At 43.4% G+C, this 12,973-nt stretch carries 5 protein-coding genes; 3 read left to right on the top strand and 2 right to left on the bottom strand.

Translation table 11 applies throughout. The annotated features are described in order from the left end of the window. Positions 1 to 22: 22 nt before the first annotated feature. Positions 23 to 2,383 (bottom strand): S8 family serine peptidase, encoded by a 2,361-nt coding sequence (locus tag LP316_RS01190; RefSeq protein WP_193022290.1) that lies wholly within the window; start codon positions 2,381 to 2,383, stop codon positions 23 to 25. 458 nt (positions 2,384 to 2,841) lie between these two features. Between LP316_RS01190 and LP316_RS01185 the strand changes: the two genes are divergently transcribed. The 3 genes from LP316_RS01185 to LP316_RS01175 all read left to right on the top strand — a co-directional run bounded on the left by LP316_RS01185 (position 2,842) and on the right by LP316_RS01175 (position 9,961). Beyond that, positions 2,842 to 4,671 (top strand): S8 family serine peptidase, encoded by a 1,830-nt coding sequence (locus LP316_RS01185; protein ID WP_193022289.1) that lies wholly within the window; start codon positions 2,842 to 2,844, stop codon positions 4,669 to 4,671. A 295-nt stretch (positions 4,672 to 4,966) separates the two neighbouring features. Then, positions 4,967 to 6,706 carry a S8 family peptidase gene (locus tag LP316_RS01180; protein ID WP_193022288.1) on the top strand — a complete coding sequence of 580 codons (1,740 nt, stop codon included), beginning with the start codon at positions 4,967 to 4,969 and terminating at the stop codon, positions 6,704 to 6,706. 84 nt (positions 6,707 to 6,790) lie between these two features. Further along, positions 6,791 to 9,961 carry a two-component regulator propeller domain-containing protein gene (locus tag LP316_RS01175; protein ID WP_193022287.1) on the top strand — a complete coding sequence of 1,057 codons (3,171 nt, stop codon included), beginning with the start codon at positions 6,791 to 6,793 and terminating at the stop codon, positions 9,959 to 9,961. Here the strand turns inward: LP316_RS01175 and LP316_RS01170 are convergent. Then, positions 9,958 to 12,963, bottom strand: coding sequence for an ATP-binding protein (locus LP316_RS01170; protein ID WP_226960776.1), 3,006 nt, complete (start codon positions 12,961 to 12,963; stop codon positions 9,958 to 9,960). The genes LP316_RS01175 and LP316_RS01170 overlap by 4 nt on opposite strands. Between the last annotated feature and the right edge of the window lie 10 nt (positions 12,964 to 12,973).

The raw sequence follows: 12,973 nt of genomic DNA, 5'->3' as shown, positions 1-12,973 counted from the left end.
AAACTCATTTACTCGGGGCTTTTTATGGGTTGTAAGTGACGTTTAAATCAACACCACTGGCTGCACTATATCCGTATATCCCGATGTGCCATGTACCAGACGTTGGGTTGGTAAATGAGCAAGTCTCATTGTTGCCACTTTTATATGGGCGACAGTCGTATTGAGATGAGGTTGGCTGAGCGCCTTGTCGAATATATAAGTCGGCATCACCGCTACCACCGCTCATGACAAAGTCTAATGTTGCCATACCTGCAGGAATCTCGATGGTGTAATATTGCCATTGACGACGAGAAACACTAATGTCGGTTACCGATGCACTACCACCCGTCACGCCACCGCCAGAACTAGGTTCAGTATATGAACCCGTTAGCGTAACACCGCTAAAGGCAGAGTAAGCAACAACCTTCACGTAGTAAGTACCTGCTTGCACATTAGTAATTGGGCAGCTTTCGCTATTGCCATTTTTGTATGGACGACAATCGTAGCTGCTTAATGTCGGTGCAGAGCCAAACTTGACGTATAAATCAGCATCACCTGAACCACCGCTCATATCAAATGAGAGGTTGGTTGCACCGGCAGGAACTTCCATTGTAAAGCTAATTTCACTGCTCGATGATAAGTTCGTTTGCGCTATGCCATTTTCAAGGACATTACCAGATGGCGGTGGCGGTGGTGGAGTTGTTCCACTGCAAGACGAAGCTAATGCGTCAGAAGCCGCTTTTGCCTGCACTAAACCATAGCCTGTTTTATCATCGCGACCCGCAACATCAATATCTAGCGCGGTATTTTTAAGTGCAGTACGTACTTGCTCGGCGGTACAATTGATATTATTGCTCCAAACTAGCGCTGCAACTCCTGCAACATGCGGTGTCGCCATAGAGGTGCCATTATAGTAGGCATAATCTTGACCACTATTAACGGTAACTGAAGCACTTGAGCCTAACTGTCCCATAAGTTGCTGTCCTAACGCGCGATCAACCGACACTGTCGGTACCGCAACATCAGCATTAGCATCAACTAAAAATGGATTTTGTAGCCCGGGGCGGTCGTTATTACCATATACGATAACCGCTGAAGCGCCGGCATCAGCACAAGCTTTGGCAGGGTTGATTTCAGGATAATTACTGCCTTTTTGGTTATCGTTACGCTCAGCTAAACAAATGTTGCCGTTGACATTGCTACAGCTATAACTGCTGCCAGATATCGTACAACTTGCTAACACACCACTAGCACTGCCATTGACGTTACTAACCGAGTAACTGCCACCACTTTGAATATAACGCGTTTGCGGAACCACAAAATCATTACCATAAGTAGTTGAGCCAACAGAGATATAACCTAAGCGACCATCGCCAGCAACGGTTGAAAGTACCGCTTCACCCGGCGCTGAAATTTCGACTTGGCTAGTATATTGTGAAAATTCAGCATGCTGATTATTGCTATCTAATGCGCCTACCGCCATCACTGAATCATAAGAGGCAGGGTATGAAAGCGTGGTGTTGCCATCATTACCTGAGGCGGCAATTAATAGTACATCTGAGTCGGCAGCCGCCTGCAGAGCATTGCGCTCGGCGTTAGATGAGCCTGCGCCACCTAAGCTCATGTTGATCACTTTAGCGCCATTGTTAACACAGGTATCAACAGCATCGGTTAAGTCACCTGAATAACCCCAGCCGCTTTCATTGAATACTTTGATAATGTGAAGGTTAACGTTGGTGTTAGGTAACACACCGACAACCCCTTCACTGTTATTTACGCCAGCAATTGTCCCTGCTACGTGGGTGCCATGAGAGCCACCCGCTTGATACCAGTTACCCGTCCCCGCGTTATTAGTGCCCGAGGCATTGTTAGCGATCAAGTCAGGATTAGACTGTTGGTAACCTGAATCAATAATACAGACCGTCATATTGGCAGCATCGTTGTCTGATAGCTGATCTGATTGGGTCCTTGCGATACCCCAAGGCTGGTTTTGCGCCATGAGGTAACGCTGATAGTCAGGCTCAATCGATTCAACAGCAGGATGCTTGCGCAACTTCTCAATGAATTTTTCAATATCCTTAAGTGAGTGCATTTCATCTAAGGCGATAACATGGCTGTTGTTTTTTAAAATCTTAACGTGCTTCATGTTCAAGCCAATTTTTTTGGCTAATCCAGGAGGCACAGTTTTTCCTTGGTTTTTATCCTTAAAGGTGATGATTAATCTATCCGTGAAGTCTTGACGGTTTTGCTTTTGTTGTGCTCGCCATTCGGCAAAGCTTTGAACCGCACTATCGTCTTTATTTACTTTATTGATTTGGGCTTGCGGTGCTGACTGAGCAGACATACTTGCAAGGGCTATTGAGGTGGCTAATGCGCTTAACATCAGCTTTTGGTTCTTTCTCATTTGACAGTAACTCCATCGTTTATCGAGGTTATCGACTCAACTATTCATGTTGTGTCGTCACTCTTTTTATTGTTCTAATGTTGACTTTCGTTGATAAAAACAACACTTAAGAGTATTGAGTTTTTGCGCCCACCCTTCCTAGCAAAATTAGGACAATAATTGTCAAATTAACGACCAGTTTGTTTTGTCCTTGATATCTTATGTTGTTGTTTTTAAAGGTGTTGCTCTTGGTTTGTCGCAAATGTACGAAAACTTGTCGGGAAATTGCTAGAGGGCTTTGGCTTACTTGTTAGTATCGAGAGAAAGGAAGGCGAAAAGCCAGCAAAAGATACGCGAACAAGTATCAGTTTATCGAACAAATACATAACAAAAACATGTCAATATTTGAAAGTGCAATACAATTAAAAGAGACGCGATAAGTCCAAAAATGCACGTCAAATACAAGAGGTAGGTATCCAATGAAAATGACTAAATTCACCACTACGGCCTTAGCTGCAGCCTTATCAGTAGCATTCTCTGCACAGGCGGCAGACGATCGATTTATTATTAAAGTAGATGAAAGCAAAAAAGGCGTAGTCAAAGCGCTTGCCAAACAGCTAGGTGCCGAGTTTAAGGTAGATGGTAACGGTTTCTTTGCTGCTTCGTTCGCTGGTAAAAGCCTTGAGGACGTTAAGGGGTTAATGAACAACCCACATATTCAACTGATTGAAGAAGATCATCGCCGTGTGCCATTTGCTGCCTTTAGCGATGATTTAGGTAATGCAATGACTGAGCAGCTAACGCCTTATGCTGTTTATCAATCGCAAGCAAATCAAGTGTCGTTTGTTGCCAATGCTGGTATGAAAGTGTGTGTTATTGACTCAGGTTTAGACCGTTCAAACCAAGATTTTAATTGGAATAATATTACCGGTGATAACGACTCAGGCACAGGTAACTGGGATGAGCACGGTGGCCCGCACGGTACCCATGTAGCAGGTACAATTGGCGCTGCTGACAATAATGTTGGTGTTGTTGGTATGGCACCAGGCGTTGATATGCACATTATCAAAGTATTCAATGCCAGTGGTTGGGGCTATTCATCTGATTTAGCTTATGCCGCTGATAAATGTGCTCAAGCTGGCGCTAATATTATTAGCATGAGTTTAGGTGGCGGTGGTGCCAATAGCACAGAAGAAAACGCATTTAAATCATTTACCGAAGCGGGTGGTTTAGTGTTAGCTGCGGCAGGTAACGACGGTAATACAGTCCGTTCATATCCTGCGGGTTACTCGTCAGTTATGATGATTGGTGCAAACGACAATAACAACCAGATTGCAGACTTTTCACAACACCCAAGTTGTACCATTACGACGGGTCGAGGTAAACGCCAAACAACGACTACAGATGAAACTGTTTGTGTCGAAGTGACTGCCGGTGGCGTTGATACCCTATCAACGTACCCAGCTGGTATGGCAACAAGCGCTTCAATGAGTGCTGATGGTCAAGCATATGCATCGTCTTCAATGGAAAACTCAGGCAATGCCAGTGGTAATCTTTATTTTATGGGCACCGCAGAAGCAACCGATGCCGGCGCCAACGGTAATATTTGTTTAATTGATCGCGGTGCAATCTCGTTCCACGATAAAGTGCAAAACTGTGAAAATTCGGGCGGTATCGGCGCTATTATCGTCAATAATGAAGCGGGTATGTTATACGGCACACTAGGTGATACTAATGCCACAAGCATCCCTGCCGTTGGTGCTGCACTGGAAGATCGCAATGCATTAATGGCGGCTAATTCAGCAACGGTAACAATTGGTACCAGTGACTATGGCTACATGAGTGGTACATCAATGGCGACACCGGCAGTATCAGGTGTTGCAGCACTCGTTTGGTCTAATCACAATGGTTGTACTGGTACTGAAATCCGTGAAGCGTTAAAAGCGACGGCACAAGATAGCGGTGCGCAAGGTCACGACGTTTACTTCGGTCATGGTATTGTTCAAGCCAAAGCGGCACATGATTACTTAACTCAAAACGGTTGTGGCGGTGGCGTTACACCACCACCATCAGGCGATATTACCTTAGATACGGCAACTGGCCGAGCGAAAGGTAAAAACTATGTTGATTTAAGCTGGACCGGCGCATCAACGTCGAGTGTTGATATCTACCGCAATGGCGCATTAAGAACGACCACGGCTAATGATGGCGCATACCGTGATAGCTTCAGAACCTCTGGTAGCTTTACGTATCAAGTGTGTGATCAAGATACAAATAATTGCTCGCCTGAAGTTACCGTTAACTTTTAACGGGTAAAGTTAATAAGTACTTGAAGTAGTTCCCGAAAGTACTTTTTGTCCAGCCCACACCGTGGGCTGGATGTTTTATTTTTAGCCTCAAATAATGCCAAGAGGTCGAAAAAACTATTGAGCTAGCAGGGTGATTAGTTTATGTTTTCTGTCTTGGTGGTTACATTTTTTTAACAAGGGCAAGTGGCTTTTGTCGTGAAAATGGCCATCAAACTGAGCTGTAAACTAAGTACCCTAATGTTTATCAAAAATATGTGATTATTTTTAATGAAGTATTGGGCATAGGGGAGTGAATATGAAAAACAACGCTAAATTGAAACAAACGGGGTTATTGTCCTTTGTTGCAATTATTGCCTCAGTCTTGTGGTTTACACCAAGTGCTGATAAACCATCAAATAAGCAAAAATCGACCTCTTACATCGTAAAGTCAACAAGTGCTGAACATGCGAAAACACTTATTGCCGAGTTAGGCCTTTCACCCACGCATGATTTGTCTATTATCGACGCGGTTGCCGTTTCCCTAACACCAGAGCAACTTGCTGCATTAAAAGTCACTGATGGTTTGACCATTACCGAAAATTACCAAGTTGAGCTATCTGGCGGTAACGCTTGGGGTAAGCGTAAGTGGCAACCTAAAGCGGTTGTGCCGAGTTATATTGATGCAGATTATGCCCACTCAGCAAGAAATTTTGGCGAGGGCGTCACGATAGGGTTTCTTGATACCGGCATCGACTCTCTGCCAGGTACGTCGTCAGGTTTAGGTTTATCAACGGATTTATATGGCCGTGATAAATTCTGGGGAACTTACGATGCCATTAACAATACCGTGAGTAATTACAGCAATGAAGAAAGTGGCCATGGTACCCATGTTGCTAGTGTTGCCGCTAATGCTGATTATGATGTTTATGGCAAAATTTACGGCGTTGCACCTAATGCTGCAATTGTTGGTATTAAAGCCTTCGATGCTGACGGTAAAGCAACGTATGCTGATGTTATTCGCGGGATTGATTGGGCACTGCAAGTCAAAGACCAAATTAATCTACGTGTCTTAAACATGTCTTTTGGTGGTGATCAGCGTTCATACTATTGGGAAGACCCATTAAACCAAGCAGTAATGAAAGCCTGGCAGCAAGGTATTGTTGTGGTTGCTTCAGCGGGTAACAATGGTCCTGATCCTATGACCATAGGTGTCCCTGGTAATGTCCCTTATATCATTACCGTGGGTGCAATGACCGATAACTTTACTGAACTTGATTTCAATGACGATAAAATTGCCACCTTTAGTGCCGCCGGCCCAACACCAGCAGGCTTTGTTAAACCCGATTTGGTTGCGCCTGGTGGTCATGTCGCAGGTTTAATGGCTTACAATACTCAAATTGTTGCAGAGCATCCTGAATATCACGATGGTGGTAAGTACTTTGAAATGTCAGGCACATCGCAAGCGGCAGCGGTAGTTTCAGGCGTCGCTGCCTTGATGATTGCTCAAGATCCAAGCCTAACGCCTGACGATGTTAAGTGTCGTTTAATTGATAGTGCTCACACGGCGTTAACTAACGAAGGCAAGCTTGCTTATAGCGTATTTCAACAAGGCTCAGGTGTGGTTAACGCCAAAGATGCGTTAAATAGCAGTGCCTCAAATTGTGCTAACCAATCACTCGACATTGCCAAAGATTTAGCTGGCGAACAGCATTTTTATGGCCCTGCCAATATCAATGAAAATGGTCATTTTTACGTTGAGGGCTTGGGTGACGAGTACGTTTGGAAAATTGATGAGAGTGAATTATCTAATGACGCGGTTATCTGGCGTTTGAACTACGACGATAATCCGATGGATTGGAAAAACATGGCGTCTACCGATGCTGTTATCTGGCGTTTAGATTTCGAAACTAACGCGGTTATTTGGCGCTTAAACTTTGAAACCGATGCGGTGATCTGGCGACTCAATTTAGAAACCGATGCCGTAATTTGGCGACTAAATCTAGATGATCACGAAGCGGCGCCAATCAGTATTAATAATTGGGTTGATCCTCAGTAATAAGATCTAAAAGCCATTGCGAGAAGCAATGGCTTTTTTCGTTTATATTAATGTAAAAGCATTGTTGTAATAGGAACCAAGCCTATGTATCGCTTATCTTATCTTGTTACTTTATTTTTGGTTTTGCTATCTGTATTAGCAAAAACGAGTGCGCAAGAAGTTAAGCATTTTAAAAATTTCGGCGTCGATAATCCGATGTCTTACAGCTTTGTCAGAGCGATAGCACAAGACCAATATGGCTTCATTTGGTTTGGCTCGTCGGAAGGCCTAGATCGCTTTGACGGTCATCAAACCGTCAGCTTTTATCACGACAAAAACGACCCTCATTCACTCAGTTCGAATGTCATTAGTCGACTGTTAATCGATCAACAAGATCGAATGTGGGTGGGTACCTTTGGCGGTGGCTTAAATTTATACCGCCCCTCAAGTAATGATTTTATTCACTTCTCTGCGAAACAAAAGCAACAAGCCCTGAGTAATGATACCGTCAATGCGCTGTTTGAAGATACCAATGGCAATATTTGGGTGGGAACGGCAAACGGCTTAAACGTGATAACTTATGTCGATGAACAGTGGCAAGTAAAGCAAATACGCCAACAATTAGGTAACCCCAACAGCTTAACTCACAATACCATTCATGCCATCACCCAAACCTTTGAAAATGAAATTTGGGTTGGTACCAATGGTGGCGGTATCTCTGTATTTGATTTAAATGGCAATTTTGTTAAAGCGGTTAAATATGGCGACAGCAACAAAAGCCAATACCTCAATAAATTTGTCAGTGCACTTTATGCCGACAATCAAGGACAAGTATGGATAGGTACTGAAGACAAAGGCTTATTGCGTTACAGCGTGAGTACCGACAAATTCGACCATTATCAGTACAGTGAAAACGAGCAAAGCCAGTTAACGAGTAATACGATTAATCATATTTATCAAGATACTAACAGCAATATTTGGATAGCAACCGATAATGGCTTGTCGATATATCAGCATCGCGAGCAACGTTTTAGCCATCACCGCCACTCACCGCAAAACCCCTATAGTTTGAGTAATGATTACATATTAACGTTTTTTGAAGATAACAATAAAATGATGTGGGTGGGTACGTTTACAGGGGTTAATCGCTGGGACCCAAATATCGCAACCTTTAGTCAGTTTTCCTCTCATACTAATCCTGTTATGAGCAATAACAACATCACCAGTTTTGCCCAACTCGACCAAAATACGTTGCTCTTTAGTACCTATGCTGGTGGTATTTATCAAATGTCGATTTATGATCAGCGCATCGAAAAACTCGACTTTAATGGCTACTTTGACGCCTTGCGGGTGATGAGCTTATTTGTTGATGGCAATACCTTGTGGGTTGGCAGCCGTGCATCGGGTTTACACGCCGTTGATTTACCTTCTGGTAAAATAACGAGTTATCAGCACGATGCTAAAGATCCTCAGTCACTCTCGGCAAACAGCGTAACTGACATTATCAAAGATGCTAATGGCAGTATTTGGGTATCGACCTTTCATTTTGGCTTAAACAGGCTCAATAACGACGGTCGATTTACTCGCTATACGAAAAATGAAACAACGCCAGAGCTTGGGCCGTCAAGCAATCATATTTTACAGTTACTTGAAGATGATCAAGGCTTTATCTGGGCGGCAACCTTTGGTGGCGGGTTAAGTCGATTCTCGCCAACGACCCAACAGTTTCTTCATCTTCGCCATGACGACGCTAAGCCCAACAGTTTATCTGATGACTTTACGTGGATTATGCTGCTCGACGACGAAGGTAAATTGTGGGTCGGTACACAAACCACAGGTTTAAATATTTTAACTAAGCAGCGCCGTTTAAATAACGACTTTTCATTTGACCAACTCGACTCAAGCGATGGTATGAAAAGCATGACGATTTACGGTATTTTGCAAGATTTAAATCGCGATATTTGGTTTACTACCAGCAAGGGCATTTCGCGGTATTCACAACAACATAAAAGCTTCAAACACTTCGGTTTAAATCACGGCTTGGTCGACTTAGAGTTTACCCATGGCTCGGCATTTAAAAGTGCGAATAACATTTTGTTTTTTGGCTCGGGCAAAGGGTTTAATAGTATCGAGCCTGAAAATGTCGATTCTTTTGTCACCCCGCCAGAGGTCAGGTTGACCAATATTTTAAAGTTAAATGAAGCGATGACGCTTGAGGTACCAATAGCTGAGCTCGAATCACTGGTTTTGGATTACACCGATCAACTGGTTTCATTCGAATATGTTGGTCTGAATTACGCATCACCCGAGTCAACACGCTATCGCTACCGACTCAAAGGGTTTGATGAAGCATGGATTGATGCTGGTAAGTCGAGAAGGGCAACTTACACCAATTTACCCGCAGGTAATTATCAACTCGAAATTATTGCTAGTGTCAATGAAAGCGCTTGGAGCACCCCAGGGCTATCACTTGCCATTCAAGTTTTACCGGCACCTTGGCATACTTGGTGGGCTTACTTGTTGTATGCCGTGATCGTTGCGATAGTTTTATTGTCGTATTCGAGATTTTTAAATCGCAAATTACTCATTGAACAAGAACAAAAAGCGTACTTAAAGCAACAGGTACAAGAAAAAACCCAAGAGTTTATGTCGAAAAATGTTGAGTTGGAGCAAGCCAATCAGTTACTTGAGGAAGCAGCGACAACCGATAAAGTCACTGGGGTAAAAAGCCGTCGCTACCTCGATATTTACATTGAGCAAGCGACCCAGTTAATGTCGCAAATACACGAAAACTTATTACCCGTTCAGCGTCACCTCTTACCCCGTTTATACTTGTTAATGGTCAAAGTGTCTGGCGAGTCTGTATCGAATAGCCAATTGGTTAATTTGTCTGATTTCTTGCTCTATAGCCGCAATAATGACGATCTAGTGATTCGTTGGTCTGAAGATGCCTTTGTCATTATCGGGTTTGAAAAAGAAAACAACGCCCGTGAACTTGCTGAGCGATTAACAACACGGTGTGAGCAAGCCATTGGTAAAAACCTCAAGGCGGATGTTGCATTTTCCTTTTATCCGTTTAATTTCGAGCAGCCGATGGCGTTAAGTTGGGATCATGTAAGTGCGATGACTGAGCACGCGTTGGTGTTATCGCAAAAAGAAAACGGTGCCTGGCTTGGCCTATATAGCCCTAAAGTACAGCCATTTAATTATTTAGATGTGATCCAACAGCCGTCGATTGCCGAGCTAGCTAACGTTGTAAACCTCAAACAAGGTTAGCTCTCAGAAGGCTTGATATCTTGTTGATATTGCTTCGGTGTCATGCCGGTACTCTCTTTAAAACAGCGACCAAAATAAGTTTGCGAGGAGAACCCAACATCAAGCGCAATACGGCCAATTTGTGAGCCGTTGGCCAACAGTGTTTTGGCTTTGTTGATGCGAAATTCCTTGATAAAATTATTCGGCGTTGTGCCTAAAATAACTTTGATTTTGCGTTGTAGTTGGCGTTCACTCATCGCCATATTGTCGGCTAAAAATGCGATATCTAAGTCTTGCTCTGCATAGTGCTTAGCGATGAGCGACTCTAGTTTCAATAAAAACTTCTCGTCAATATTATCACTTTGGCTGTCTTGCTCGGTCAGTAAGTTGGCGTTTTGCTGGCTGGTTGTTTTGCGTTCAGCTTTTTGGCCATCAAGGTATCTTGCGATATAACGCTTTTGCAACCGCATTCGATTGTCTATTAGGCTTTGGATGCGCGATAACAGCTCGTGTTGATTGAACGGCTTACTTAAATACTCGTCGGCGTTTAAATTCAAACCGTGCAGGCGGCTTTCTAAATCAGAGCGTGCGGTGAGTAAAATGACTGGGATATGCGCGGTAATGTCATTATTTTTTAGCTCGGCAAGCACTTCAAAGCCATCAATACCGGTTAACATCAGGTCGCAAACAATCAGATCTGGAATGTAGGCCTGCGCGAGTTCAAGGCCTAACTCACCACTACCCGCCAAAATACAATGGTGGTGTTGCTCGATAACTTGTTTAATGTGGCTTTGCATGTCAAGGTTGTCTTCAATAACTAGTACCACCTGATGTGAGTGATTCACTTGCGTACTTGAGGCTGTGCGCTGCTCCGTCAATAATGAACTTACTTCGTTTTCAGATAGGCTAAAGCCGAGGTTGGTTTCGCTCTCAACGGGCTGAGCTAACGGGATCGACAAGGTAAATTTACTCCCTTGACCATATTCGCTTGTTAAACCAATGCGCCAGTCGTGTGCCTTAACTAATTCACTGACCAGTGATAGGCCAATGCCAACACCAAAAGTCGCCTGGTTTTCAACATCTTCAGCGCGTTGAAATCGCTCGAAAATCGTCGCCTGAGAGCTCTTATTTATGCCTATTCCCGAGTCAATAATATCGAGGAAAATGGTCTCGTTTTGACAATAAGCAAGTACTTGAACACTACCACCTTTAGGCGTGTATTTAATGGCGTTGGCAAGCAGGTTAAAAATAATTTTTTCAAAAGCTTGTGCGTCACACTCTAACCATAAATCATCGTCTATTGAGCTACTAAAATTCAGTCCACTTTGACTTGCGAGCTGGCTAAATGAGTCAATCGGCATAGCCATAAGTGTGTTAAGCCGGTAGGTTGTAAAGGTGAAGCTTGGGTTGTCAGCTAAACGCGATAACTCAAGCAGTTGCTCTACCATTCTAACAAGGCGCAAGCCGTTTCGTTTTGCCGTTGTTAGATCTTCATTGGCTTGTTGGCTGTTTGATTGGGCAATATAGCGATCGAGTACGCCGTTGATAATCGTTAATGGTGTTCTAAATTCATGAGAAATATTGGCAATGAACTTATCTTTTGACTCTAGTGCAAGCTTTTCAGCGTGCTTACGCGCTGATAGGTTGATGAAGGTGATAACGATCAGCGGCGTGTTGGCGCGCTCTGCCCATTGCAGCTCGGCTTGGGCAGGAAACTCAGTACCATCGGAGCGCAGCGAGGTACACTCAACAGAAATACCTAGTTCCTTGCGCTGTAGTGAGTAAACATTACTTTGAAAGTCAAAAAAGTAATGCATTTCATCTTTTTCGGCAAATAACTCACTCACTGATGTACCGCGTAATTCATGCTCAAGGCTTTGAAACATTTGAACCGCAGCGGGGTTAGCAGACAAAATGCTACCCGCAGTAGTGGTGGTTAAAATGGCATTGTTTGATGCGTTGACTATTGCTTTAAATTCACTGTTTGTTAAGGCTTCTTGTAAGTTGTGGTTTTGCTGATACAACTCGTTATTTGTTGCCATTAATTTAGTGGCTTTGTGGTCTTTTTCCTGAGCACTTGCTCTTCTTGCTAACGTATTGGTCGTTAGTAAAATTGCGCAGGTAATGGCCCATGCAAGCACAATAAAGGTTTGTAAATTGGTATGAATAATATAAAACAGCTGATGTTCTTGACCGAACAAATGAAAACTTATCGGCAGTAGCATCAAGAGCAGAATATATGGCTCGGCAATGATTTCTTTGTTACTCGTTTGAAGTTGCGTGTTAGTCGATAAAGCGACTAAACAAGTGAGCGCGAGCGACAAATAAGGCAATGTCGCGAGTAACTGGCAGCTATAGGTAAGTTGTTCATTTTGGTTAGTGAACACGCGATAAAAATTATTGATATTTGCCAATAACAAGATAGCCGCGCCCACTAACAGCACTGCAAAGAAAATGCGCCAGAACCTGACCTTACTATCGAGCACGCTCAGTGTTACTCGATAGGTGATTAAGCCACTGAGTAAAATATGGAAGACATTTGATGGTTGCCCCGTGAGGTACACTTCCGGCTTAAATTGAGCGGTTAAGAGAATGAAGTAACAAAAGCAAGCTAGGGTAAAAAAGATCGAAGGTATGCGGCCGCTGATGTACTTGTTATCTGCTGCTTTGCTTAAGTGTGGCGTACTTTCTATCGCTAGAATGATAAAAAAGTAAGTTAATAGGTAAGCGAAATCTTCAAAAAGTAGCTGGTTTATTTCGCTGGTAATCAGTTGGTTGGCGTGGCTGAACAACGCCGTAACGAGCGCGAGTAGCATGTATTGCCAAAATAGCTTAAACGGTTTTAACGTTGTTTTTGTATAACAAAATAATATCAGCAATAAACAACACAGTTGGCAGGCGATAAGTGCGAAGCTAGCTATCACAGATAGCTCTACACGTGCAAGTGATGCAACATGCGTATAAGGAACAAAAACCAACAGGCAAATGAGCGCGACAATGGAGATATTGGTACGTAGTGGCAAGCGAATTCCT

Source organism: Thalassotalea sp. LPB0316, from assembly GCF_014898095.1.
In the GTDB taxonomy this organism is placed as follows: Bacteria; Pseudomonadota; Gammaproteobacteria; order Enterobacterales; family Alteromonadaceae; genus Thalassotalea_G.
This window is presented reverse-complemented; position numbering and strand designations above follow the sequence as displayed.

Bases quoted from the DNA above. Each gene is read 5' to 3' on its own strand.
- LP316_RS01180 (WP_193022288.1), top strand. From the start codon at position 4,967: ATGAAAAACAACGCTAAATTGAAACAAACGGGGTTATTGTCCTTTGTT.
- LP316_RS01190 (WP_193022290.1), bottom strand. From the start codon at position 2,383: ATGAGAAAGAACCAAAAGCTGATGTTAAGCGCATTAGCCACCTCAATA.
- LP316_RS01185 (WP_193022289.1), top strand. From the start codon at position 2,842: ATGAAAATGACTAAATTCACCACTACGGCCTTAGCTGCAGCCTTATCA.
- LP316_RS01175 (WP_193022287.1), top strand. From the start codon at position 6,791: ATGTATCGCTTATCTTATCTTGTTACTTTATTTTTGGTTTTGCTATCT.